Raw genomic sequence first — 24,836 nt, 5'->3', positions numbered from 1 at the left:
CATAGTTTATCGTATCCGGCAGCCAAATAAATGCACTCACCTTAATACTTAAACAAATTGCGCCATAAGGCTTGCCAAGGCTGAATGTAGATAATTCGATCGAGCTAGCAACTAATCACAATCAAAAAAATTGAAATAACTTGGTAAATCGAAATAGATAACTAGCTACCCAGATTTTCTAATTGATTTCCCACTGATAATTACCCTCATCATCCTGAACCGTAATCAGGATCACGCCTTCATTACCATTATTATCCCTACCGCTACATTCAAAACTATCGCCAGCTCCGGCCACCAAGTAGCGATCGCCACCGCAATCGACCACTCCCGATACTCCAGTTTGCTCGGTTAGTTGAGATACAAGTTGCTGTTCCATCACACTGAGATCCAAAATGCGGGTGGAACCAGTAATCTCCCAGTTGATATTGCCTTGATCATCTTCTTGCACCACGGCAATGGTCATGGTGCTATCTTTTTGGCCATTGGCAACGCAGTTAAAGGTGTCACCAGCTTGAATGGGGCGACTGGGGCAATCGACCGATAGCACTTCCAGGCCAGTTTGCTGAGTAATGCCAGTGGCGATCGCCTCCACCAATCTGCCAGTATTCAGGGTGTTACCATCGTTGCCGGGATTATTGGTTTGAGCAGGTGGAGTAGTTGCATCACTCACCGGGTCATCATTATTATCATCAGCGCTACTGTCGTCAGAGTTATTGTCAGTGGCGATCGGACGATCAGGACTATCACTGGGCAATTCACCGGGAACTGCATTTGCTACTTCCCAAGTGAAATTACCTTGATCGTCGGTTTGGGTGACTGTAACTGTCAGCACATCACCATCTACGGTTGTGGCCGTACATGCAAAAACATCACCCTCCTCGATGTCTCTGTTCGCAGGGCAATCCATAGCATCCACTTTAACTCCAACCTGCTGTTCGATACCGTCCTGGATCAACCCTTCTAGTTCACCCATAGGCAGTCCACCGACCGAAAATGAACAGGCCGCCAACCCCGCTGTGGTGATTAGGATTACGCCAGACCTGGCCGCTTTAGCACGGATGCGAGTCAGCATGGGGGCGATCGCCCTGGATTTGATTTGCCACTGGTTCAAAAAAGAAATAATTTTCATTACGGTCCGATCGCCTCAGTACGTCTAAACAGTTATTTGGGTGTTAGTTAGCCTAAGAGTAATGGTAAAGGAGATATCAACAGGAATGGTTAAAATATCAGCAATCAATAAGAGCAATTTGGATCAAGATTACAAAAGCTAATCAATATTTATACTAAATTTATCCTAACCAATCCTCTCGCAGGCCAGATTAGTTGCTGCACCATGTAGCTAGATCAACTGCTGATTATTTTTATTGAATATTTTATTGAATATTTAAACATACTAATGGAATCAACAAAATTACTGGAATACTGTCCAGCAATTGACTACAGGATTAATTCACCAATGGTTTGAAATAGTTTGATTTTTTGATTTAAAAATTAAGACTATCAGCGGATAGGATATGGATTTGGCAGGCAAATAAAGTTGAATTAAATAAAGTTGAATCAAGCAATATTCACCCAGCTCAAAACTACGATCGCCTGGTTGAGGCAATTTAGCCGCCTACCGATTTTGGGTGGCTGGCAGCGCGATTATGCCTACAGACGCAATGATCAGAGTGATTGGAGCGATCAAAGCGATCGAGGCAATGCTCCAAATAACCAGTCAAGTAATACATCAGCTACCGATCTCAAAGCCTGTGAGCTAGACCCAGAACGGCAGATTATCCTGTTCGATCGCGGTGCAAGTAATATTCAGCTTAGGCAAACCTGGCGATTGCCCAATCGGATTCATGGCCTGCCCACCCAGGGAGCCACAGTCCGGTTGTATTTATTGTGGTGGGCGGCGGAAATAGTGGCATCGATTGACGGTAAGCAAGCGCAGGAAGGCGATCTATTTGATCAGCGCTGTCGTTTGCTAGTGGCCAAAAATACTCAACCAGAACAGGAATTTAAATTCGAGCTGCGGCTAACCGCCCCCAGTCACGATCGCGGCGCACTCCATGCCAGCACGATCCAACTTGAATACCCAGCCCAACCTTGCGATCCAGGTAAGTTTGCCGATGAATTGGCGGTGATTGCGGCCTATTTAACAATGATTGAAAAGCGATCGCCCGATCTGCTGCCTCTGGTCACCAAAGCAGTTGAGCAGTTAGCCAAGTTAGCCCAACAGCCCGTTAACCATGAATTATGTAATCAGCTAGCAAAAATCCGCCAGAGCCTACTGCCGCTCAGTCCTTTCCTGAAACAGCGCAAAATTCATCTAGTTGGCAATGCCCACATTGACGTGGCCTGGTTATGGCCGATCGCCGAAACTAAAGATGTTACCAGGCGTACCTTTGCCTCGGTGCTTAAGCTCCAGCAAACCTATCCCGAATTGATTTTTAATCAAACGACTGCCCTCTCCTATCAATGGATTGAGCAAGCCGAACCAGAACTGTTTACCCAAATTCAAGCAGCGGTGGCGCAGGGGAAATGGGAGCCGATCGGTGGCATGTGGGTAGAGAGCGATTGCAATTTGCCTGGTGGTGAGTCGCTGATTCGGCAGATTTTATATGGTAAACAATATTTTCAGCAAAAGTTTAATCAAGATGCCAAGATCGCCTGGTTACCGGATAGTTTTGGTTTTAATTGGCAACTGCCGCAAATTTTAGTTAAAAGTGGCTTTGAGGCATTTACTACTCAAAAGCTGGCCTGGAATGACACCAACAAGCCGATCGATAAGGTTTTCTGGTGGCAGGGCCTAGACGGCAGCAAAATTTTTACCTACTTCCCCAATGAAATCGGCCAGGACATTGAACCGGAGTCGATCGCCAAGCATCTTGCCGATCACGAGAGGCAACATCATATTCCTGAAACCCTATGGCTCTATGGCGTAGGCGATCATGGTGGTGGCCCCACTGCCGACATGTTGGATCTGGGGCGAGAATGGGCAGAATCAGAACTTTTCTTTACGCTGATACCTGGCACGATCGCCGATTATGTTTTGCAGTTGCGAGCAAATATCCTTCAACAACAGCAAACAATCCCGATCTGGAATGATGAACTATACCTGGAGCTACATCGCGGTGTTTATACCACCAAAGCCGATCAAAAACTAAAACATCGCCGTGCTGAGCTTAAACTAACCAATCTGGAAAAATATTTAGCGATCGCCGCCATCCTCAACCCCGATTGCCAATCGATTAGTGACCAGACTCAAGCGCAACTAACAACAGCCTGGCAAAGCCTATTAGTCAATGAATTTCATGATATTTTGCCCGGTTCCGCGATCCCAGAAGTTTTTGTTGATGCCGATCTCGAATGGCAAGAAATCGATCGGATTCATGATCAATTAATGGCCGATTTGAGCGCAAAGCAACCAGCTAAAATTAATGATTCCTCAATTACATTAATTACATTGTGGAATTTTTTAAACTGGCCACGATCGGCGATCGTAGAAATTCCCCGCCAAATGATCGCTGAAAATATTACTGGCTCTGATTTGCACAATGATCAAGCTGATGAGTCTGCCAATGCCAATCTGCCCGACTTAGTACCTGACTTAGTAGCAATTAATCCTCTCACCCAGCAGATCTATTGCACCCAGGCAACGAAAGAGGCTTATCTGGTGGCGATCGATAACTTCCCAAGTTTAGGCAATACGCAAATTCAGTTTAAGGAGCGATCGCAATTTGATAACTTCAATCAATCAAATCAAGAACCGATTGTAATTACCTCAACTCACAAGCAAGATTCTGCTCTAAGTATCACTAGCCATTCTCTGGAAAACAAAAAGATCAAAGTAGAGATCGATCCCCATACCGGTGAAATTAGCCAAATTATTGACAAACGCAGTGGCAATAAAATTCTTAGAGCGCCTGTGCAGTGGCAGTTTTTTAGCGATCGGGGGCAATATTGGGATGCCTGGAACATTGACCCTGATTACGAAAGTAAGCAACTTGAAGCGGCTGAATTAGTTGATTTAAAAATCAAGGAATCAGGAGCCCTGCGAGTCAGCCTGGCAGTAATTCGCAAATTTCGTAACTCCTCGATCCACCAGGAAATTCAACTTGATGCCGATCGCAACCATGTCACAGTCAAAAACCAGTTAGATTGGCAAGAAGAAAATACTTTAGTCAAAGTTGCTTTTCCGGTAAATTGGCGATCGCCTTTGGCCAGCTATGAAATTCCAATGGGGGCGATCGAGCGTTCCACATTGGCAGAGACAGAGCGCGATCGGGCTAAGTGGGAAGTGCCAGCCCAGTTCTGGGCAGATCTCAGCGGTGAAAACATTGGCTTAGCGGTGCTGAATGACTGCAAATATGGCTATGATGCTAAGCCGGATCAGTTGCGTTTAACTTTGCTGCGCAGTCCGGTCTGGTGTTGCCCAGATAGCGATCGTGGTAGCCATACCTTTACCTATCGCCTGGTTCCCCATGATCGCAGTTGGCAAACCGCGAATGTTGTACAGCGAGGCTGGGAATTGAATAATCCGATCGTCACTTATCCCAGTATTAATTCATTAACCAGCAAAAATCCAAGCAGTTTATCCAATCAAAATCATTTCAGCTTGTTGCAAGTGCATGACCAGGCAGGAAACAACTGCGCCAATATTGTGTTGACGGCACTGAAGCGATCGGAAGATAGTAAGGGGTGGATTTTGCGTTTTTATGAATGCAACGGCCAGACTACCCAGGCGGTAATTAAATTTTTGCCCAGAATTGCCCAGGCCAGCGAGTGTGACTTAATCGAACGGGCGATCGACAATTCCGATTCAAAATTTTGCTACGACCAAAATCAAATTTCCATCTCATTTAAACCATTTGAAATTATGACGCTGCGGGTTTGTTTTCAAGCGATCCCTTAGGAAATCGTGCCCCCCCTGTCATAAACATGATCTAAACTCATTCAAAGCCCAAAACTTCAGGATCATAACGTTTGTAACGCACAATATGTAGTAACTGTTAACATTCATCACTGCCTAGTGAAGCCTAACAATGCTCGGTGCTACCATGCGAAAGGTAATGAGTTATTGTTTGCTCCAGGAGCGGAATTTTGACACTAAGAGTTGCTGTTGTTGGTGGCGGTCCCGCCGGTTCGAGTGCCGCTGAAGTTTTAGCAAAAGCTGGTATTGAAACTTATATATTTGAGCGGAAGCTTGATAATGCCAAACCATGTGGTGGTGCAATCCCACTTTGCATGGTTTCTGAGTTTGAGCTGCCCCCGGAAATTATCGATCGCCGGGTGCGCAAAATGAAAATGATCTCACCTAGCAATCGTGAGGTGGACATTTCCTTAGTCAAGACCGATGAATATATCGGCATGTGTCGCCGTGAAATCCTAGATGGATTTATGCGCAATCGCGCCCATGAACTAGGTGCAGAATTGATCAATGGCCGCGTGGTCGAAATTAAGATTACCGATAAGGGCAAATCTCCTTATGTAATCGAATATAACGATATGTCGGCTGGCGGCTCCCAAGGGGTCAGACGCAGCTTGGAAGTAGATTTGATTGTTGGTGCTGACGGTGCAAACTCGGTTGTAGCCGAAGCGATCAATGCGGGTGACTATAACTATGCGATCGCCTTCCAGGAACGCATTCGCATCCCACCCGACAAAATGAAATACTATGAAGAGTTAGCAGAGATGTATGTGGGTGACGATGTCTCCACCGATTTCTATGCCTGGGTGTTTCCCAAGTATGACCACGTGGCCGTTGGTACTGGCACGATGAAGGTGCATAAAAAAGACATCAAAAAGCTGCAAGCTGGGATTCGCGCCAGAGCCGAAAAACGGATTGAAGGTGGCGAAGTAATCAAAATTGAAGCGCACCCAATCCCTGAACATCCCAGACCGCGCCGAGTGGTTGGCCGGGTTGCTCTGGTTGGTGATGCTGCTGGCTATGTGACCAAGTCTTCGGGCGAAGGCATTTATTTTGCTGCCAAGTCGGGACGCATGTGTGCTGAGGCGATCGTTGAATTTGCCCAGCAAGGCCAACGCATTCCCACTGAAGCTGATTTGAAGGTCTATCTCAAGCGTTGGGATAAGGCCTATGGTATGACCTACAAGGTATTAGATATCCTGCAACGGGTATTCTATAGCTCTAATGCTAGCCGTGAAGCGTTCGTGGAAATGTGTGCGGACATGGATGTGCAAAAGCTGACTTTCGATAGTTATCTATATAAAACTGTCGTGCCAGCTAATCCGTTCACGCAGCTAAAAATCACGGCCAAGACGATCGCTAGCTTGATTCGTGGTAATGCCTTAGCTCCTTAAGCGCATTATGAATCATTGATTAAGTCACATAAATATTTAAAGCTAGTAGGGCAGGTATTACTTGCCCTATTTTTATTTTATGTTTTAGTGAATATGAGCAGGACTTACGCAAAAGTAGAAGTTCTTGCTTACCAAATTGGGCAGACTGATTAGATGATCCAACTCAGTCTTTAGCTATGGTTTTCTAAAGCAAATTCTTAGCTGTCCAGCGATTACTTTTGTTTTTAGGTCAGCCCTGTCTGCCTAAGTTTCTATCGGGTTTCTATCGAGGCGATCGTAACCACATACTAATTCCTGTGATCGCTAATACCAACAACCCCAACGCATTCAAAAATGGGTAAACCATCTCTAGGTTAATTTGGCCAAATTTACCGCGATGCAAATCCAATAGCCACAGAAAGCCCTCCGCATTGCCAGTAATCACCGCAAATTGAAATACCGTACCTGTCAGCAAGGTCAGCAGGATTGGCAGGAGCATAAATGGCGCGATCAAAGAATGCAGGCGGCGGATCTGGACTCTGTTCATAGGTGTTTGTTCATAGGTGTTTGGTTGGAAGGGATTACTCTAGCGATCCAGGCAATGAAGAGGTGATCGTGAGATCGAAACAAGGAGCTTTAGCATAAGTCTTTTAGCCAGCCTCGATCCTATAGCTAAAAATCATTAAATCCGCACATCTGCAGGGCTCAAAATTTTTTAATTACCTGGTTAGTGACGCAGCTTGCGTTTGAGCGTAAATAACAAAATCGGCGCGATCGCCACCAGCAAAAATACCCCCTCACCTAAACCTAGCAACGGGCTAACATTTGCTTGGACTGGTTGCTCTGATTCAGATACTACCGCGTTGGGTGCATTATCTTGATCGACTTGATTTTGCTGTTCCTGGGGAGATGGTTCGATTACTTCAGGGTTGGTATGATCTTGATCTGGGGCGCTCTCTGCCTGCTCCATCTGTTCAGGATCATGCTGCTCGATCGGCTCTGGCCGCTCAGAATGCTCAGAATTTTCAGGGGAGTTTGAATTATCGGGCTCTGCCTCTTTATCTTTGTAATGACCAGCATGGGCTAGTAATGGCGATTGCTGGATCATTGCCAAACCCGCACCTAGTAGAATACCTGAACCAAGGCGATCGGATTGCATAGCTCTTGTCATATCCCCATTCCCAAAATACCTGAGCATAATTGTTAAGGTGTTATTATAGAACCTCCAGCCCAGGGGAGAGTCAAGCGGAGCAAAAAATATGGTCGCAATTCAGCCAGAAAAAAAACCAAAACTATTGATCGGTCAGGTGCAAACCCAGAGTGGTGTATCGATCAAAACAATTCGCTACTACGAAGAACAGGGCTTAGTTAAAGCTTGCGATCGCACCGAGGGTGGGTTTCGTCTGTTTAACCACGAAGTGATCGGTCGCTTGAGTTTTATTAAGCGATCGCAAAGTTTGGGTTTCAAACTGCAAGAGATTAAGCAAATCCTGGATATTCACGATCGTGGCCAGATGCCCTGCCATGAGGTGCGCCATAAGATTGCGATTAAGGTGGCTGAGATCGATCGCAAAGTTGCCCAACTGCAACAACTCAAAACCGAGCTATTGTCATTGGTTGACCAGAATAATCCTGGGCTGACTGTCAATAATGAAAACATGGGCGATCGTGAAGTTATTTGCCCAATCATTCAGCAGTAGATACGTTTGCCACCAGATCCGCTGCACAGTCTTCTTGTTCCATAATTGTCTCTAGCTGTACCATTGCTGCTTGTTTGGTGGCGATCGCTGTATCTAGTTTTATTTGCGCGGCGGTTTGGTTCTCAATTGCCTGAGTATGTTGCAACTCAGATACTGCTCCTTCCTCTAGCAGCATTGTGAATAGTTCGACCCGCTCACTGGCCAGTTCCAAATCCGATTGAGCCACTTCGATCGCTAGTTTGGCCTGCCCCAGTGCCTCAACTGTTTCATGGACATAATCGGGGCAATCCTCTGGCGCAGCGATCGCCAAGGGGGCGGCAATTCCCGCACTAATCAGCAAAGAGACCAAACAGGTAATTGAAGCAGGGGCGATCGAATCTGAAAGTCTGGTGCGCATAAAATCCTTATTTTTTTGAGTCTCAGGCAGTTGCTAATCCAACCAAAGATTAACTAACCGAGCCTGAACCGCAACTGGGCATGGATCGCAAATAAGCAAATAATTATAATGCTGGTAATTGAGATCCTAGCGCGATCGACTCAAAATTGTAGCTAAAAGTTCCTAGCCGCTTGCTAAGCTTATTTATCTTTATCTTTATCAGTATCAGTTTTAGCCTAGTTAGTGTGATGAAGCTGCACAACCATTAGAAAACGGGAAAGTTAAATAAATTAAATCTAGTTAGAACCAAGAAACGGGGAAGCTGCGTGACTAACTTAACTTACTTAACTTAATGTGACTAAGCCTGAGTAATTAAGCAATTACTTAGTAATTATCGATCTGACCACAGGTAACAATGCCATCGATCGAACTGCTGCTGATAAAGCAACCAATCTGATCGCGTTGGCTGAGGGTAAAAATGCTATCTACTGTGGTTGGGGTAGCCAAAGTCTGAACTTGATAATCAATGAAGTCAAGCTCAGGTGCTTCAACATTAGGTACATTGGAAATGGCCACCAAGTTTTGTGGTGCAAATGTATCACTGCGGTTATGCACATTACTACTTTGGTCGGCGGTAACCGGAATGCCCAAGCCGATCGCGGCGGTAATCACAATTGCACTGATGATCGTTTCAACTCTGCTAGCTTTCATGGTTTAAAGTCCTTATCCTTGCCTGTCCATAATCTAATCATCGCGCTTGAGCTTGATTATGGCGGTGATGTGTTGCGGCAGTGGTTGTGATTTTTGTCACATGTGCAGGTAATTTGCCAGGGCGATCGACGTTTAATCGACATTTATCAATGTTTTGCGATCGTTCTTGCCCCTGCTCAATCTCAGTTTGACAGAGATTTTGACAGAGATATTAATAACCCAGACTTGTCGTTATCAAGAAGCGCCCAAGGAACAGAACCGATTGCAGTCTTAGCGATCATTTTTTAGCGCATTGATTATTGCACTGACGCTAATAAAATCCCAAAATCTACTTCAGTTAGCAAAATACTCTAAATTTAAATTAAATTAGGACATAAACCGATTGCATAATTTTCCATTCCATGATTTGATTGATTAGTGTTCGCATATCAAGGTTGTTTGGATGGCTTCAACTTGCATAACTCTTATATAGCTCTTGCGTAGCTCTGAAGTTGCTAACTCCTCGATTACTTTCGATGATTCGTTAATCACATCCTAAATTAACATAACTGATTAAAATATTAATCAACTTAAAAATCAATAAAATCAATTTTAGTGAGCCCGAAATCATCGATCGATGAATAATCGCAATTAACTAAAGTAGCCTAAACACCAATAAATAATATTCAATCAGGGCTCAATTAGGAATGGGTTATAGCAATTCTCATGATATGCAAATAAGCCAATTCATGAACATCGCAAAAGTCAGTATTTCTAGAGCTGTTATTGGTATCGAACACTAAACATCAATGTTAGTAAAGTAATCGGATTAAGTAGGAATAGAGGAAAATTATGGCACGTGGTGGTAAACGTGAGGGCGCAGGCAGACCCAAAGGCAGCGGTAAATATGGCGAACCGACTAAGGCGGTACGGGTGCCGATTAGTAAGCTCGGCGAAATCGAATCTCTAATTCGGCGATCGCACCCCAACACTAGCTTAACCGGTAGTACACCAGTCCAGGCCGATCGCCAAAAGGTGGTTCCCATTTCCAGGGGCGAGGAACGACAAGAAGCCGCGAATGTATATCGATTGCCGCTGTTTATGAACCCAGTCGCAGCAGGCTTCCCCACCCAAACCGAAGACTATGTGGAAGACCGGATCGATCTCAATGAGCATTTAATTAAGCATCCATCGGCCACATTCCTGGTGCGGGTTGCTGGTGAATCAATGCTTGATGCTGGTATCCATCCCCACGATATTTTAATTGTCGATCGCGCTGAGGAGGCCAGAAACGGCAAGATTGTGATCGCGGTGGTTGATCGTGAACTGACCGTGAAGCGGTTGAAGCAGCATAAGGGCGAGATTTTCTTAATGCCAGAGAATGAATCCTTTGAGCCGCTCAAGATTACTAAGGAAATGGACTTCCATATTTGGGGTGTGGTTACTCAGGTAATCCATTCGCTCTAATGCCTGAAGCGCAGTATTCTAGCAATCAGCAAGAGTTTTAGTGTTGTTCTTAATTCCTGCTACAGTGCCGATCGCAATCTGGTGCTAGAGCGTCCTGCGCTTGATTCTCAGCCTGAACAAAATGCCAAGCAAGATGCCAAGCAAAATCCTGCTCTAGTTAGCTATTCGTTCTAAGATTTCTTGAAATCTGGGGCTAAGCTGTTCAGTTATGGAATGTAATTTATGGAATCTAATTTTGAATCACTAGCTTAAAGAACATCCATAAAATACCCCTATGTCATTGCTAGCTATGTTTAGAGCGATCGCATAATCCTGCTATAGCTAAACTTTCTCCACTTGCAAGTGCCCCAAAACTGAATATCTGAATCATCACAACATTATTAATTTGTAGTAATTAAATCAGGGTTAGGAATGATGGCGAAACTATTTGCCTTAGTTTACTGTGACAATTTTTTGATCAATTGCGAACAAATTTTTAATCCGGCCTTAGTGGGAAAACCAGTTGTAATCATCTCAGGTAATCGGGGTTGGGTGGTAGCGCGATCGCCAGCAGCGCAGTCTCTTGGCATTAATCCAGGTATGTGCCTGAGCCAGGTCGAAGCCATAATTCAAAAACAACGTGAAAAACATAGCGAAAAATATAATGTGATTGTGCATGGGGCAAATTCATCGCTCTATGCTGATATTTCCAATCGGGTGATGTCTGCTCTCCAGCAATTTTGCCCAGAGTTAGAAATCTATGACCAACATGCAGCATGGCTGGAGCTTACGATCGCCCCGGTTCAAACAACTGACAATTTTACTGGTGAACCAGTGCTGATGCCTGATGCCATCTCGATTAGTGACTATGCGCAGGAAATACGACGCAAAATTAACCAATGGATTGGAGTTCCCATTTCGATCGGCATTGCTCCCACCAAAACTCTGGCCAAAGTGGCACAGCAAATCGCCCAACAATCTGCCAGCGGGATTACCTCGCTCTTGACTAAATCGTCGCAAGCACAAGCCCTCGCCGCAACCGCAGTAGGCAAGATTTGGGGCATTGATAGTTACTATGCACAACAACTAGAGGCGATCGGCATTACCAATGCACTTCAGCTTAGAATGCTGCCAGAGAAAAAAGTTCAAGCCTTATTTGATCCTGGCATGAGCCGCACGATCGATGAACTACATGGCCAGGTACATTACCCGCTGCAACCGATCGCCAGTGATCGCCAATTGGCCTTAATGTTTAGAGCGTTTGCCGAACCAGTCGATTCGATCGCCCTTCTCAAAGAAGTTACGGCTAATTATGTGGCAATCCTGGCTCAAAAATTACATGCCCAAGAGCTACTAACTACCGGCATTTCGATCACTCTAGCGACCGATCAACTTGCTCACCTTCCCCAATATTGCAACTCTACCCAGATTAAACTGGAGCAGCCTACAAATGATGCGAGCGATTTGACCAGGCAGGCGATCGCCGCTCTGACAGCAGTTTATCAGCCTGGTTTAGCCTATAAAAAAATCAGCATCAAGCTGTGGGAGCCAATTGCCAGCAATGGATGGGGATGGGATTTAGGGCAATCGCCGCAGCGATCGACTAAGCAGCGGGAAAACAGGTTGATTGGCATGGTGGAGCAGGCCAAACTAGAACTAGAGCCAAATTTGCGATCGGCTAGTAAAGCAGATGGTTTAAAAATCAACCACCAAACTGATCGCCAAGAGGTACAACGATCGCAACGTTACACCACTGCATGGAGCGAATTACCGATCGCCAAAGCTTGACCATTTGGGGTGTTGATAAGTATTGACAATGCTTGAAGCATCGATATCAATCAGAAGAATGCTGCAATCTTGGTGCTTTTGGCTTGCTTCGAGTAATGTTTGCTGTAGCAGATCATAAAAATAGCGCCGATTAAGCCGATTAATATGTTAGTGCTTCGACAATAACTTAGGGAATTAGTTCTAAATTGAGTGCTACTCAAAATTAAGGCAAATAATTAAGGCAAATAAAAAAGGGAGCTAAAATACTCCCCATTAATATATTGATTTGGTTGGCCTAATGTTTATTTGGCTTGTTTGAAGCTAGTAGTCAGGATTTCACCTGTTCAAGTCAGATATCTAGCTAGACCTAATCGATCCCTGACAGATACAAATAAAATACAGATACAAATAAAATAAATATAACTAGGTGCCAACCGTCCAGGAATTGCAATATTCAATCTGCTCAGGGGTGAGTGTATCAATATCAATACCCATGGCTTGTAGCTTCAAGCGGGCGATCTCACGATCGATATCTTCGGGCACAGGAATCAATCCAGGGCTGAGCTTACCTTTATTCACCACCAAATACTCAGAGGCAAGTGCCTGGTTGGCAAAACTCATATCCATCACACTCGCAGGGTGACCTTCAGCGGCGGCCAGGTTGATCAAACGACCTTCGCCCAGCACAATTACTGACTTGCCGGACTTGAGCTTATATTCCTGGGTGAAATTGCGCACATAGCGATCGGACTCACTCATTTCCTTGAGCGATTCGAGATCGATTTCAATGTCAAAGTGACCAGAGTTGCTCACCATCGCGCCATCTTTCATCACTTCAAAATGCTCACGGCGGATCACATGCTTGTTGCCAGTAACAGTGACAAAAATATCGCCGATCGGGGCAGCCTCGGCCATCGGCATTACCCTGAAGCCATCCATCACCGCTTCGATCGCCCTGACTGGATCGATTTCGGTCACAACCACATTCGCGCCTAAGCCCTTGGCACGCATAGCTACACCCTTACCGCACCAGCCATAGCCGACTACTACGATCACCCGGCCAGCCAAGAGAATGTTAGTGGCACGCACAATTCCATCCAGGGTGGATTGACCAGTACCATAGCGATTGTCAAAGAAATGCTTGGTGTCGGCATCGTTTACCGAGACAGCGGGGAAGGTTAGCATCCCATCGTTAAACATGGCATTGAGGCGCACGATCCCAGTGGTGGTTTCTTCCGTGGTGCCGTAGATGTCTGAAAGTTGGTTTGGCCGCTCTTGCACCAAGGTGGTGGTTACATCACTACCATCATCAATAATAATATTGGGGCGATGATCGAGCGCAATTTGCACATGGCGGTGATAGGTGTCGTTATCTTCACCTTTAATCGCATATACCGAAATGCCATGATCTTTGACCAGGCTAGCAGCCACATCATCCTGAGTGGAGAGGGGATTGCTGGCAATCAAAATGGCATCAGCACCACCCGCTTTCAGGGCGATCGCCAAATTAGCGGTTTCGGTCGTAACGTGGCAGCAAGCCGAAATCCTAACGCCAGCAAGGGGCTTTTCCTTGGCGAAGCGATCGCGGATCTGGCGCAATACGGGCATTTCCCGCCCCGCCCATTCAATCCGATCCTTGCCCATTGCTGCAAGGCTGATGTCTTTAATTTCGTACTTAACTTCAGCAGTTGTAGTTGTCATGGCGTAGCTCTTTTAGTTTCTCCTTAAACAGTATATATAACTAGGCAAATTGATTGACTTTTAACTTGAACATCTCAGTCGTTCGCTCAGTTAATTTGCTCAGTTAATTCGCTCAGTTAATTTGCGCCGTGGCGCTGATTTAGGCGATCGCCTTAATTAATCTTGAAAGTAGGATCTGCTTTTGAGGGATTTAGCAATTGGTTTAGATCAACATAAATGTGCCAATTGCTTTGAACATAAACTAATGCATTTTCGATTGAGATCCGGCATAAAAGTAACTACCAAAAGCATGAGGTAAGAATCGCTTTTCCCCTAAAGCTTAATCAATTAACCCCCTAATTCCCCTCAAAAGTCTTCTATCATTGCTTAGTTATTAGCTTTGAGACTAACCACAATAAACAATACCAGAGAAATCCCAAGCATAAAGTTATCTTAATAATGCCCCAATTGTAACAATTTAATAAACTGTCTCGTCTTCTTTGCGCCAGGCCGGATCAACAATACATAGAAAAATTAATGGCTCGGTGCCAATGCTGCTAATGTATTGCCTGGCATTGGGGGGAATATAAATGGCATCGCCAGTGCCAACGGTTTGCACCTGATCATCAATGTGCATCTCCCCTGCGCCGCTCAGAATATAGTAAACCTCTGAGGTGGTAAGGGAATGGGGATCAGAAGTTTGACCCGCAGGTAAGATCGCATGGGCCAGACTATAGCGCAGTTGGATTGGTTGTTTGTCGGGATGTAGCAACTCCCGCAGCAAGGTGCCATCGCCAGCCACAAATTGATCGCATTGGTCTAGATTCCGGACAAGCATATTTATTTTGATCCTTTTGGAGCCTTTATTTTGAACAACGCCTGCATTAATAGCAGAACTGTAGATCTAAATCTAGTCAACAATCTAGTCAATGGCCAGATCGATTGGGTATTACAGCTAAGTTGATTTACGGCGACTACATGACAATCCAGTCCTCAACCGGAAATACCCCCTCATTGGTTTGAATATAGTCAATCCCCCGCATTTCCACGATCGCTTTTTTGCAATAGGTAACCACCAGAAAACCATCGGGGCGAATGTTAACCCGGATTTGATCATGATGAATGTTCTTTAGCACCAGGGTATTAACGCCCGCTGCATCCTCGATTCGCAATAGGCCATCACCAGGGCGATATACAAATATATCGTGACCAGAGCTACCGTAAAGCGTATCATTGCCAGCGGTTTCCAGGATATTGGGTACTACTTTGATTTTTTTGATCTTTTTTTTGCCTTTAGCCGATTTACCTGGCTCCATTGTGCCGGGGGCATCCGATCGAACAGGGGGATTGTCTGAACGGCGATCGCTATTTTGAGCAGGAGCAGACGGCTGGTTCACAACTTTATCTGTATGATCCTGGTGGGGTTTAGTCTCTTGCATCGATTGTTCGGCTGAAGCGTGATTGGATTGAGGGGGATCGGATGATTGAGATGATTGATTCATAAGCGCTTGATCTTAAAATCTCAAGGATGGCAATTTTGAGGAGGAGATTTCATCTAACGAACGATTGGGTAGATTAGTTCTGAGGATATGTAGCCATGTCCCTTAAGATTTGGATCGCGGCTAGTTAACCATCGCCGTGAAAACAACGCCTAAAAAGTTGAATTTGATACTTTTGATCCTAAAAGTATAGCGAATTTGATTTTCGATCGCATCTAATCCACTGCTGTTAGTGCATCAAGTTAATGCGATTAATGCATGATGCTTGCAAATGTATGGCTAGAAATTGTTTGTGATTTGCTCGATTGTCGATCATGTCAAGTTTGGCGATCGCCTAACCATCTCAATGCCAGCAACGTGCATTAAAGCCTAAACTAGACTAAACTCGTTGCCCAATTAGCCAAGGTCAATTTTTCTAACCGCATGTTTCGTTCTGGCTGGCTCCGCTTAATCTTGCTTGTCATTGCTGTTGGTTTGATTGGCGGTCTGGTCTTAGGACTGATCGATCGGCTGATTCAAATCTATCGCCTACTAGCACCAACCTCGCCGCTGCTGGCCGGATTGGTGGTGTTGATTTTATTGATTGTCCTAGTTGGTTTAGGCATTGCTGGCTGGATCTATCTCAAGACTTTTCAGCGCCAATCGCGCCCCAAAATTGAACCTAAAGTCTCTACTGACAAGGTGGAGGCCGCAACCGAAAATCTGGCTGCAGTGCAAAAGCTGGTGCAACAAATCCAGGATCAAGTAGCCAGAAAGGCTCTAGAAGATCGCACCACTGAACTGTTAGCCGATCTCGCCAGACAGGAGCTAAAGGTGGTTATCTTTGGGGTTGGCTCTGCTGGTAAAACCTCACTGGTCAATGCCATGATTACGGCTATACAGTTGGATGATTGGAATAAAAATGCAGACCAACCTGATTTAGATCAGCTAGGCGCAGTTGGTGCAGCGATGGGCACTACTCAAATTGGTGAAGTATATGGGCCGATCCAATGGCCTGATTTAGAGTTGCCGATCGTGGTTACCGATTGCCCCGGCATCCTGGAAGCGGGTGTGGCTGGCACCGATCGTGAAAAGCTGGCCAGACAATTGGCGGCAGATGCTGACCTGATTATATTTGTAGTTGATGCCGATCTCAGTCGCTCTGAATATGAACCACTGCAAGCCCTGGCTCAAATTGGTAAACGATCGATCCTGGCATTTAATAAAATCGATCGCTATCCTAAAGCCGATCGCCAGGTTTTATTAGCACGGCTGCGCCAGAGAGTAATCGGAATCATTGCGCCAGAGGATGTGGTAGCGATCGCGGCTCGTCCCAGTCCAGTTAAGCTGCCATCGGGTGAAACTGTTGTGGCTCAGCCCAAGCTAACGCCATTGATCGAGCGGATGGCGGTGATTCTTAATCAGGAAGGAGATAGCCTGGTTGCCGATAATGTGTTGTTGCAATCGCAAGGGGTAGGTGATGCGGCCAAGCTGGCACTGACTGAACAGCGCAAAAAAGAAGCCGAAGCAGTGGTTGAGCGATATCAATGGTTTGTGGTGGGTGCAATTCTAGCTACGCCCTTGCCGGTGGTTGATCTGTTGGCGGCAGCGGCGGTCAATGCCCAGATGGTAGTGGCGATCGCCAAGGTCTATGGTTGCCAAATCGATCGTGAAAAGGGTAAAGAACTAGCCGCATCCCTCACTAAAACCCTGGCCAGTCTGGGGGTAGTGCGGGGCACGGTGGAAATAGTCAGTACGGCCATTTCGGTTACGGTGGTTGGCTACATTGTCAGAGCAGCCGTCCAATCGATCGCTGGTGCCTACCTGACCCGGATCGCTGGCTATAGCTTTATTGAATATTTCAGCCGCGATCAAGACTGGGGTGATGGCGGGATTGCCGCGGTGGTGCAAAAACAGTTCCAGCTAAACAAACGGGATGATTTTATTAAAGCCTTTGTGCAAGAGGCATTTGAACGGTTCACGCAATTATCCCGGCAACCGCCTGAAAACGAAGACGACGAAGCGCAGCCCTGAGAAGTGTTTGGGATTAGTTAATCGATCAATCGATCGCCCCAGCAATTTGGCTCATCTTAGCCGAAAGGGTTGATTTATTAGGCAGCTCTGTTATACTAGAGCTTTGTTAGAGCAGGAATGCAAAAGCAAAAAAATAGCGAGGGCAAACACCAATTGGTGAAGCACCCCGCCGTAGATGGGCTTAACGAAACATCTATGTTGCTGTTATTAGACTCCCATATCCAAATTCTAGTAGCATCGGCTAAATAGCCTAATTTTAGCTACTCTGCTTACCTTCGTAGGGCTAAGCTGGTAGTATGGCGTACCTTCCCTGCGTTTTCGGCTCCTGCTTACCGATTCACAGCTATTGCTTAGATAATCAATTATTCCAAACACAGAACAAGTAAAAATTTGAAGTGAGACCCAAATTGATCGGGTCTTTTTAAGTATTTTTAACCAAAAAACAAAATATTTGTATGGCTATTGAGGCAACATTGCCTGATGTAGGGGTAATCGTGTCAGAGTCAAAAATCTCAACGCAATATCCACCGCAATTATTAGTAACTCTACGTTCCCCAACCAGCCTACTAAGCTTGCTAATGTGTCGTGCCAAACAAAATATAAATATTGCCCAAAAACTCAGCGAGTCTGGCAGACGGCTACCAGACTCACGTTAGAAAAATATGATTCACAAATTACTCTTACAAGAGGTTTACACAGTTACTTGCAGGCAAACTATTTGCTTGTTTTTATTTCCAATTACCTTTGTGGTTTGTCTTTCTTTCTAACAATTACGCTTAACCTGCACTAAAATCACGATCTGGGCTTGGCAATACTTCAAATCAAATCCAAATTGTTTGCACTTGTTTTTTATGCTTAAAAGCCAGAAAGATAAATCTATAGGAATGAAGTTAGCTTATTTTCAACACAACTATGAACATAAACACATACTAACTTCAAGAACCATAAACTAATTTATTAGTCACTTTCACTTGAGCACTCAAATAGGTTTGAACTCAAGAAATAAACTGTTGTTAGGTTATGAAAGAAACTAAGATTTAGTGTTAGTGATTTGCGATTGCTAGAAGCTTGAGACCATTTCGCTACAAGGACTACAAGCTCAAAGGCTCTACAAGTGATCTTAGGGAGGAGACACAACCCATCGATCGATAATTAATTTAGTTAGCTTTATTTGTTACTGCTTAATAAAGCTTTCTCTTTCCTTGTGTCTGATATAAGGTTATTAAAGATCCAGTTGAGATGCAAGCTTATTTTACGAAATTTCATATCAATCGGGTTGTTGCTCAATCAAGTTAAATTTTAGTTGTGATTCCTTGCCTAATTGCTGCAATCATGAGATAGAGAATAACGCATAAGTGTTTACGATGTATTGCTGATTATCTAGGTACAGATCCTGATTTAATAGATAATTGATTATCTTAAATTTGAGGCAGTTAGTTGTAGGCGATCGCTGCTACCTGCAAACATCGTTTACATATTCTCAGCTTAAATTTTTTCAAAGACCTGCAAATCCCTTTAAATACTCTATAAATCTATGCCTCGCCCCGAACCAAAGTTAAAAATCAATCTGCAAGATGGCAACGTTTCGATTCCCTTCACCCCGGCAGCCGCTCAAGCCCTGAAGGAAAGTATTAATGGCTTGATGCAAAGTCTGAAGGTGCTATCCGCCAAAGCCAGCGCAGCGGGGGAGACACAACCCAAACCTGAACCCCAGCCATCTCTGGAGCATCAACATGTGGGGGAGGTGTTCTTGGAAGTTTTTTGTAATCCCAATATCTGGGCTACGCCATTTGCGGCCAAGGTACTGCTAACAATCCGCGACGATCGAATCCGGGTTTCGACCGAAGCAGAACTAAGCCGGCTGGTTGAGGATGTGAATGAGTATATTGAGGCAACTAGCTAGCTAGTAAAGATTTGGTGGCTATAAAAATTTTGCAAATAACGATCGCTACCTCCACGACAAGACTTAAAGGTTTTAGACTGGAGAGAGTTGAATTTTTAGTTCAACCTATTAAGCGCTGTTGATTCAAAATGCCCTGATTGCTAAGTATTATTCGATCGGGTCAGGTGTTTTGCCTAATATCACCATGCTTCATAGTTTAAATTGATCGATTAGTCATCAAGTAATTCTAGTTAATCCTAATCCATAGTTCCCATGTCATTTCTTAAGCAATATCTGATCCCGATCATTATTTTTGCCGTTTTCTTCTTTACCCTGGTCTTGGTTAGTTCCCGTGCCTTTTTGCCCAATGACATGACCGCGCCAGCACCGATCGGCAGCCTCAACCTAATCAGCCCCAGTTCTGAACTGCTAAATGGTTGATCGCCTGATCATAATTATGAGCCGTAATAATTAATAATTATCAAGAGTCTGAAAATACGCAATCAATATTCCATCAACCCAAACTGGCCAAACTGGTATGAGTGATCCGACCTGGCAGCGGCGGCATGTGATCTCGTTGGAGGATTTTACCCCCCTCGATTATGAGCTAGTCATGCAAACGGCAATCAGCTTTCGTGAGGTACTTTCCCGCCGTAATAAAAAAGTACCAACCTTGCAAAGTAAAGTGGTAGCCAATCTGTTTTTTGAGCCCTCCACCCGCACCCGCAATAGCTTTGAACTGGCCGCCAAGCGATTGTCGGCGGATACGCTGAATTTTGCCCCTGGCACTTCTTCGCTGAGCAAAGGGGAAACGATTCTGGATACTGCTCGTACCTTTTTGGCGATGGGCACAGATATTATGGTGGTCAGGCATCAATTGGCGGGAGTACCAGCTACGATCGCCCAGGATATGGATCGGCTCGGCGGCAAGGTGGCAGTTTTGAATGCTGGCGATGGTAAACATGCCCATCCCACCCAGGCATTATTGGATTTATTCACGCTCTGTAGCCATATCAACAATGAGCACCCCAGCGCCAAGGATATAAAAGGTAAAAAGGTGGCGATCGTGGGCGATATTTTGCATTCCCGTGTAGCTCGGTCAAATCTGTGGAGCTTGACCACCAATGGGGCGATCGTCCATTTGGCCGCCCCAGCCACGCTGCTGCCGTCTGAATTTGCTGAATATGGCGTAGAGGTACATCACCAGCTTGAACCAGCCCTACTTGATGCTGATTTTGTGATGACGCTGAGATTGCAAAAAGAACGCATGAACCAAAACCTGATTCCCAGCCTGCGTGAATATCACCGCCAGTTTGGGATTACCCGCGATCGTCTGGCTAAGTGTGCGCCCCAAGTGCAAGTATTGCACCCAGGCCCGGTTAATCGGGGCGTGGAGATTAGCTCTGATCTGATGGATGATCCTAGACTCAGCCTGATCGATCGGCAGGTTAGTAGCGGTGTGGCGATCCGGATGAGCTTGTTATTTTTGATGGGAACGGCAGGGACAACTGCTAAATATTGATTTTTAGGTTTGAATTTTTAGGAATTATGGCAATTATGGCAACTTAGGATAATCGCGGAAATTGGGCGGACGCTTTTCTAGGAAAGCATTTTTACCCTCTTGGGCTTCTTCGGTCATATAAAACAATAGCGTTGCATTGCCCGCCAATTCTTGGATGCCAGCCTGACCATCACAATCGGCGTTGAAAGCAGCCTTCAAACAGCGGATTGCCAACGGACTTTTCTCCAGGATTTCCTGCGCCCAGGCGATCCCCTCGGCCTCCAGTTGCTCGATCGGCACCACCTTATTCACCAAACCCATATCCAGGGCTTCCTGGGCATTATATTGACGGCACAGATACCAGATTTCGCGGGCTTTTTTCTGGCCAACGATTCTGGCTAAATATGAAGCGCCAAAGCCACCATCAAAACTACCCACCTTCGGCCCAGTCTGGCCAAAGATTGCATTCTCAGCCGCGATTGTCAGGTCACAAACCACATGCAACACATGACCACCACCGATCGCATAGCCAGCCACCAGCGCGATCACCGGCTTGGGCATCGTCCGAATCAAACGCTGGAGGTCTAAGACATTTAATTTCGGTACGCCTGTGCCAGAGATATAACCAGCATTGCCACGAATTTTTTGATCGCCACCGGCACAAAACGCATATTTCCCATCGGCGGCAGGGCCAGCCCCAGTCAGCAGAACCACTCCGATCGTAGTGTCTTCCCTGGCATCAGTGAAAGCCTGGAGCATTTCCGTCACTGTCTCTGGGCGGAAGGCATTACGGACATGGGGGCGATTGATTGTAATTTTCGCCATGCCATCAGCTTTGTGATAGGTAATATCTTGAAAATTAAACCCAGCGCAGTCTTGCCAATCGGTCATCTTGTTTATTCAATCTATAGCTCGGTGCCCCTTAAATTACCACTATTTGGTGATCCGGTGATCCGATCGCACCCGATCGCACCTGAAGCAAAAGTAAAGCAAAAGGAGAGAGCTTGTCACCCCCTCCCCAGCTAATTATTTCTGTGCATGAATACAGCAGACTGAAAAAGCTAAATATATCAAATATATTAATATATAAATTCTGATTCAAAAATTTTGTTGTAAAACCATCTAGCAGCCAACATATCCAATCGCTACCTGAAAGCCAGATCGCAATATTGTTGGTAACTAAGCAGACTGCCCAAACATCTAAACCTAAGGGCAACTCAGCAAGTGAAGCCTGCTTACTGCTAAGACTTATAAGACTTACTTACTTAACTGATAAAAACTTACTTAATTGTGTCGTGGCCAGGCGAAGACTCATACAAACGATCGAGACGATCGCGGGCATCCTCAAAACTTAGCGATCGCATTACCAATAAAGGCTCATCGGTGACATTGCCATCTTCATCCAACAATTCTGGATGAATTGCCCTTGGCGCAGTCACAGACTGATATTGGTTGTGGGGATAGCGCGGTTTCCTGATCACTCTCGCTTCACTTTGAGCCAATGAAATCATGCTCTTGAACAGACTCCGCACCGCTAGCAAAGACAAGGCAGTAAAGGCAGTAATATACAGGATTTGTAACATAGTTTATCTTGAGGAAATATAACTAAAAAAACTAAATAACTAAAAATTTTAAGCCGATTTTATTAACTGCTGGAGCTTACCTACTAGTAACTATCTAGTGATGGTTAGGAACTGCTTAAGAAATATGCTTATAGCTCTAATCTAATGCTTTTGCAACAATTTGAAGTTAGCAGCAATCAGTCCGAAACTAAAATCCGAAACTAAAAAATGATCAAAACTAAGCAAACCTTAGAAATTATTACTGCCGTTAATCTATCTCTACTCAAACTGCAATAATCAACAAGCCTGAATATCGATCGCTGACTGAACCGTCATTAACTAAGCTTAACAATTAACAAAGAACTAATTCAACTGGAATATATAAAGTATTCTAACCTTCGTTGTTGCGTCGATGACGAATTGCGATCGCCTGACATTCCATCAACAACTGATGCCAGGGTACCATCGCCTTCACATCCACACCAACTTGCTTGTCAGTTGCTTTGAAGAGTAAATTAGCAGATTGCACCTCCCTTAGCTTTTCCTTAACGCGGCTCAAGAGTTCGGCTTGCTCAGCTTCTGTCATAAAGCTAAGTCGCTCATTCTCAATCATTGAAATCGATCGATCGAACCAATAGATAAAGTCCTCAAGCAATGGCTCAAGTACCTGTTGCATTAGTTCAGTGTTTTGCGATTCAGGATCAGGCATAGTGCTTCTCCAACGGGGTGCATGAACGCAGATTTATAGTTCAAACCTACTGCTTAATCATAACACTTCGTTACTTTTCTTAATATTGCCAACCATCCCTCATATGGATTAAATAAATTAAATCTATCCCATCAGTAATAGGTATGACTACCCAAATTGTTTGAAAGTTCTGATGCTATAGATAGACTAAAGTATATGTATTGAGCCGATCGGATAGATATGTCCCATTGATGTCTTCAGCATACTTGAGTTTGGCCAGAAATTTGACCAGAAATTTGACCAGCTTGGCTGAGTAATTAACTTAATCGCTCATGGCTAGTTAATCGCTGGTATGTCGTTAGTATTAGTAAAGAGGGCATAATTATTTACCCGTTCTCTTCGTTAAGACCATGCAAGTTTATCTCGATCACAGCGCCACAACTCCACCCAATCCAGAGGTAGTCCGGCTGATGCAGGCGGTTATGCTGGAACAGTGGGGGAATCCTTCTAGTATTCATGCCTGGGGGGAGCGATCGGCGTTGGTGCTAGAGCGAGCCAGAATTCAAGTGGCTGAGTTGCTCAACGCCACCCCAGAAAGCATTGTTTTTACCTCCGGTGGCACGGAGGCGAATAATCTGGCGGTAATGGGGATCGCCAAGAAGTACCACGCGCCCCAGCATATGATCATCTCGGCGATCGAACATGCGGCGATTGCTGAGCCGATTGCCTGGTTGGAGCAATGCGGTTGGGAAATTACTCGCTTAGCCGTAAATAGCCAAGGCTGGCTCAATCCTGCTGACCTCCAGCAAGCGATCAGAGCTAATACAGTTTTAGTCTCAATTATCTATGCCCAAAATGAAGTGGGGACAATCCAGCCGATCGAGAAGCTGGGTCAAATCTGTCGCAGCGCGGGAATTTGTTTCCATGCCGATGCGGTGCAAGCGGTGGGGCGATTGCCGATCGATGTGCAAAAGTTGCCGATCGATATGCTTTCTATTTCCAGCCACAAACTCTACGGGGCTCAGGGAGTGGGTGCATTATATGTACGGCCGCATACTGCCAGTGAATTTCAGCTATTGCCGTTGCTGCTGGGGGGGAACCAGGAGAGCAACATGCGCCCCGGCACTCAACCGATCGCGGCGATCGCGGGGTTTGGATTGGCTGCGGTGATTGCGGCTGAGGATCTCGACCATGAATCGGCCAGATTAATTAGCCTGCGCGATCGATTGATTACCCAACTCACCAACCTGCCAGGAATAGAGCTTACTGGTGCGCAACCGCAAAGCCTGGGTGGGCAAAACAACGGTGGCGATCGATTACCTCACCATGCCAGCTTCTACCATCCACACCTAAATGGGCGTAGTTTTGTACGAGCCATGAGCAAGGTGGGAATCGGGATCAGTTCTGGTTCTGCCTGTAGCAGTGGTAGCATTACCGCGAGTCCGGTGCTATTGGCAATGGGTTATAGCCAGCAGCAGGCGTTGGGGGCAATTCGCATGACGCTGGGGCGATCGACCAGTAGCACTCAGATCGACTATACGGTGCAAGCCTTTAAACAAATTCTGCGAGAGCAATTGCCAGACTAATTTATGTCGGATTTATATCAGATTTATATCAAGCGTGGCTAACGCAAAACAAGAGCATTATGTTTAGGACTTAAACGTCATTTAAATCATTTAAATCTTTCGCTCTATCAACTCTACTAATCTACTAACTATGCAATTTAAGCTAGCTGAGGTTGATC

At 45.3% G+C, this 24,836-nt stretch carries 21 protein-coding genes; 10 read left to right on the top strand and 11 right to left on the bottom strand.

Annotation, left to right across the window (positions count from 1 at the left end; translation table 11 throughout):
• Positions 1 to 178 precede the first annotated feature (178 nt).
• The gene (locus PSE7367_RS04730; RefSeq protein WP_015164228.1) at positions 179 to 1,129 is read right to left on the bottom strand and encodes a DUF4333 domain-containing protein; all 951 of its coding nucleotides are present in this window, start codon (positions 1,127 to 1,129) and stop codon (positions 179 to 181) included.
• A gap of 423 nt (positions 1,130 to 1,552) precedes the next feature.
• On the opposite strand from PSE7367_RS04730, the gene PSE7367_RS04725 reads away from it, so the two are divergent.
• A complete protein-coding gene (locus tag PSE7367_RS04725) occupies positions 1,553 to 4,900 on the top strand; it encodes an alpha-mannosidase (RefSeq protein ID WP_015164227.1) in 3,348 nt (1,115 codons plus the stop codon).
• A 188-nt stretch (positions 4,901 to 5,088) separates the two neighbouring features.
• Positions 5,089 to 6,309, top strand: a complete 1,221-nt coding sequence (gene chlP, locus PSE7367_RS04720; RefSeq protein WP_015164226.1) for a geranylgeranyl reductase — start codon at positions 5,089 to 5,091, stop codon at positions 6,307 to 6,309.
• A 262-nt stretch (positions 6,310 to 6,571) separates the two neighbouring features.
• Here the strand turns inward: chlP and PSE7367_RS04715 are convergent, their stop codons facing one another.
• Together PSE7367_RS04715 and PSE7367_RS04710 are read right to left on the bottom strand one after the other, a co-directional pair.
• Complete coding sequence (locus PSE7367_RS04715) at positions 6,572 to 6,835, bottom strand: hypothetical protein (RefSeq protein ID WP_015164225.1); 264 nt, start codon at positions 6,833 to 6,835, stop codon at positions 6,572 to 6,574.
• Between the two features lie 180 nt (positions 6,836 to 7,015).
• Positions 7,016 to 7,459 carry a hypothetical protein gene (locus tag PSE7367_RS04710; protein WP_015164224.1) on the bottom strand — a complete coding sequence of 148 codons (444 nt, stop codon included), beginning with the start codon at positions 7,457 to 7,459 and terminating at the stop codon, positions 7,016 to 7,018.
• Positions 7,460 to 7,547: 88 nt separating this feature from the next.
• Here PSE7367_RS04710 and PSE7367_RS04705 point away from each other — a divergent pair, with 88 nt between their 5' ends.
• Entirely contained in the window at positions 7,548 to 7,988 is a 441-nt protein-coding gene (locus PSE7367_RS04705; RefSeq protein ID WP_015164223.1) for a heavy metal-responsive transcriptional regulator, read from the top strand.
• Here PSE7367_RS04705 and PSE7367_RS04700 read toward each other — a convergent pair.
• Both PSE7367_RS04700 and PSE7367_RS04695 read right to left on the bottom strand, forming a co-directional pair.
• Positions 7,975 to 8,385, bottom strand: a complete 411-nt coding sequence (locus tag PSE7367_RS04700) for an efflux RND transporter periplasmic adaptor subunit (protein ID WP_015164222.1) — start codon at positions 8,383 to 8,385, stop codon at positions 7,975 to 7,977. The two genes, PSE7367_RS04705 and PSE7367_RS04700, sit on opposite strands and share 14 nt — an antisense overlap.
• 363 nt (positions 8,386 to 8,748) lie before the next feature.
• The gene (locus tag PSE7367_RS04695) at positions 8,749 to 9,075 is read right to left on the bottom strand and encodes a hypothetical protein (protein WP_015164221.1); all 327 of its coding nucleotides are present in this window, start codon (positions 9,073 to 9,075) and stop codon (positions 8,749 to 8,751) included.
• Positions 9,076 to 9,906: 831 nt separating this feature from the next.
• Between PSE7367_RS04695 and PSE7367_RS04690 the strand changes: the two genes are divergently transcribed.
• Both PSE7367_RS04690 and PSE7367_RS04685 read left to right on the top strand, forming a co-directional pair.
• Positions 9,907 to 10,521: a LexA family protein gene (locus tag PSE7367_RS04690; RefSeq protein ID WP_015164220.1), complete on the top strand. Its 615-nt coding sequence runs from the start codon at positions 9,907 to 9,909 to the stop codon at positions 10,519 to 10,521.
• A 411-nt stretch (positions 10,522 to 10,932) separates the two neighbouring features.
• Entirely contained in the window at positions 10,933 to 12,288 is a 1,356-nt protein-coding gene (locus PSE7367_RS04685; RefSeq protein WP_041698331.1) for a Y-family DNA polymerase, read from the top strand.
• A gap of 402 nt (positions 12,289 to 12,690) precedes the next feature.
• On the opposite strand, the gene ahcY is transcribed toward PSE7367_RS04685, so the two are convergent.
• The 3 genes from ahcY to PSE7367_RS04670 form a co-directional block, all read right to left on the bottom strand.
• Positions 12,691 to 13,968, bottom strand: coding sequence for an adenosylhomocysteinase (gene ahcY, locus PSE7367_RS04680; RefSeq protein WP_015164218.1), 1,278 nt, complete (start codon positions 13,966 to 13,968; stop codon positions 12,691 to 12,693).
• A gap of 457 nt (positions 13,969 to 14,425) precedes the next feature.
• Positions 14,426 to 14,785 carry a cupin domain-containing protein gene (locus PSE7367_RS04675; RefSeq protein WP_015164217.1) on the bottom strand — a complete coding sequence of 120 codons (360 nt, stop codon included), beginning with the start codon at positions 14,783 to 14,785 and terminating at the stop codon, positions 14,426 to 14,428.
• A gap of 136 nt (positions 14,786 to 14,921) precedes the next feature.
• Positions 14,922 to 15,449, bottom strand: a complete 528-nt coding sequence (locus tag PSE7367_RS04670) for a hypothetical protein (RefSeq protein WP_015164216.1) — start codon at positions 15,447 to 15,449, stop codon at positions 14,922 to 14,924.
• Between the two features lie 420 nt (positions 15,450 to 15,869).
• On the opposite strand from PSE7367_RS04670, the gene PSE7367_RS04665 reads away from it, so the two are divergent.
• From PSE7367_RS04665 to PSE7367_RS04655, 4 genes are all read left to right on the top strand, one after another.
• Positions 15,870 to 17,459 (top strand): YcjF family protein, encoded by a 1,590-nt coding sequence (locus PSE7367_RS04665; protein ID WP_015164215.1) that lies wholly within the window; start codon positions 15,870 to 15,872, stop codon positions 17,457 to 17,459.
• Between the two features lie 1,534 nt (positions 17,460 to 18,993).
• Positions 18,994 to 19,362: a hypothetical protein gene (locus PSE7367_RS04660; protein WP_015164212.1), complete on the top strand. Its 369-nt coding sequence runs from the start codon at positions 18,994 to 18,996 to the stop codon at positions 19,360 to 19,362.
• Positions 19,363 to 19,614: 252 nt separating this feature from the next.
• A complete protein-coding gene (locus PSE7367_RS22360) occupies positions 19,615 to 19,782 on the top strand; it encodes a hypothetical protein (RefSeq protein WP_015164211.1) in 168 nt (55 codons plus the stop codon).
• A 97-nt stretch (positions 19,783 to 19,879) separates the two neighbouring features.
• A complete protein-coding gene (locus PSE7367_RS04655; protein ID WP_015164210.1) occupies positions 19,880 to 20,863 on the top strand; it encodes an aspartate carbamoyltransferase catalytic subunit in 984 nt (327 codons plus the stop codon).
• A 33-nt stretch (positions 20,864 to 20,896) separates the two neighbouring features.
• Here the strand turns inward: PSE7367_RS04655 and menB are convergent, their stop codons facing one another.
• The 3 genes from menB to PSE7367_RS04640 form a co-directional block, all read right to left on the bottom strand.
• Entirely contained in the window at positions 20,897 to 21,733 is an 837-nt protein-coding gene (gene menB / locus PSE7367_RS04650) for a 1,4-dihydroxy-2-naphthoyl-CoA synthase (RefSeq protein ID WP_015164209.1), read from the bottom strand.
• 389 nt (positions 21,734 to 22,122) lie between these two features.
• Positions 22,123 to 22,425, bottom strand: coding sequence for a DUF2973 domain-containing protein (locus tag PSE7367_RS04645; RefSeq protein ID WP_015164208.1), 303 nt, complete (start codon positions 22,423 to 22,425; stop codon positions 22,123 to 22,125).
• 370 nt (positions 22,426 to 22,795) lie between these two features.
• Entirely contained in the window at positions 22,796 to 23,113 is a 318-nt protein-coding gene (locus tag PSE7367_RS04640) for a DUF2605 domain-containing protein (protein WP_015164207.1), read from the bottom strand.
• Between the two features lie 389 nt (positions 23,114 to 23,502).
• On the opposite strand from PSE7367_RS04640, the gene PSE7367_RS04635 reads away from it, so the two are divergent.
• Positions 23,503 to 24,678: a cysteine desulfurase family protein gene (locus PSE7367_RS04635; RefSeq protein ID WP_015164206.1), complete on the top strand. Its 1,176-nt coding sequence runs from the start codon at positions 23,503 to 23,505 to the stop codon at positions 24,676 to 24,678.
• Positions 24,679 to 24,836 lie beyond the last annotated feature (158 nt).

The organism is Pseudanabaena sp. PCC 7367 (assembly GCF_000317065.1).
GTDB lineage: Bacteria > Cyanobacteriota > Cyanobacteriia > Pseudanabaenales > Pseudanabaenaceae > Thalassoporum > Thalassoporum mexicanum.
Note: the sequence above shows the minus strand (reverse complement) of the source record. Positions and strands in the feature narration are given on the sequence as shown.

Bases quoted from the DNA above. Each gene is read 5' to 3' on its own strand.
- PSE7367_RS04645 (WP_015164208.1), bottom strand. From the start codon at position 22,425: ATGTTACAAATCCTGTATATTACTGCCTTTACTGCCTTGTCTTTGCTA.
- PSE7367_RS04635 (WP_015164206.1), top strand. From the start codon at position 23,503: ATGCAAGTTTATCTCGATCACAGCGCCACAACTCCACCCAATCCAGAG.
- PSE7367_RS04665 (WP_015164215.1), top strand. From the start codon at position 15,870: ATGTTTCGTTCTGGCTGGCTCCGCTTAATCTTGCTTGTCATTGCTGTT.
- PSE7367_RS04730 (WP_015164228.1), bottom strand. From the start codon at position 1,129: ATGAAAATTATTTCTTTTTTGAACCAGTGGCAAATCAAATCCAGGGCG.
- PSE7367_RS04660 (WP_015164212.1), top strand. From the start codon at position 18,994: ATGCCTCGCCCCGAACCAAAGTTAAAAATCAATCTGCAAGATGGCAAC.
- PSE7367_RS04705 (WP_015164223.1), top strand. From the start codon at position 7,548: ATGGTCGCAATTCAGCCAGAAAAAAAACCAAAACTATTGATCGGTCAG.
- ahcY (WP_015164218.1), bottom strand. From the start codon at position 13,968: ATGACAACTACAACTGCTGAAGTTAAGTACGAAATTAAAGACATCAGC.
- PSE7367_RS04700 (WP_015164222.1), bottom strand. From the start codon at position 8,385: ATGCGCACCAGACTTTCAGATTCGATCGCCCCTGCTTCAATTACCTGT.
- PSE7367_RS04695 (WP_015164221.1), bottom strand. From the start codon at position 9,075: ATGAAAGCTAGCAGAGTTGAAACGATCATCAGTGCAATTGTGATTACC.
- PSE7367_RS04710 (WP_015164224.1), bottom strand. From the start codon at position 7,459: ATGACAAGAGCTATGCAATCCGATCGCCTTGGTTCAGGTATTCTACTA.
- PSE7367_RS22360 (WP_015164211.1), top strand. From the start codon at position 19,615: ATGTCATTTCTTAAGCAATATCTGATCCCGATCATTATTTTTGCCGTT.
- PSE7367_RS04675 (WP_015164217.1), bottom strand. From the start codon at position 14,785: ATGCTTGTCCGGAATCTAGACCAATGCGATCAATTTGTGGCTGGCGAT.
- PSE7367_RS04640 (WP_015164207.1), bottom strand. From the start codon at position 23,113: ATGCCTGATCCTGAATCGCAAAACACTGAACTAATGCAACAGGTACTT.
- PSE7367_RS04690 (WP_015164220.1), top strand. From the start codon at position 9,907: ATGGCACGTGGTGGTAAACGTGAGGGCGCAGGCAGACCCAAAGGCAGC.
- PSE7367_RS04685 (WP_041698331.1), top strand. From the start codon at position 10,933: ATGATGGCGAAACTATTTGCCTTAGTTTACTGTGACAATTTTTTGATC.
- PSE7367_RS04715 (WP_015164225.1), bottom strand. From the start codon at position 6,835: ATGAACAGAGTCCAGATCCGCCGCCTGCATTCTTTGATCGCGCCATTT.
- PSE7367_RS04655 (WP_015164210.1), top strand. From the start codon at position 19,880: ATGAGTGATCCGACCTGGCAGCGGCGGCATGTGATCTCGTTGGAGGAT.
- menB (WP_015164209.1), bottom strand. From the start codon at position 21,733: ATGACCGATTGGCAAGACTGCGCTGGGTTTAATTTTCAAGATATTACC.
- PSE7367_RS04670 (WP_015164216.1), bottom strand. From the start codon at position 15,449: ATGAATCAATCATCTCAATCATCCGATCCCCCTCAATCCAATCACGCT.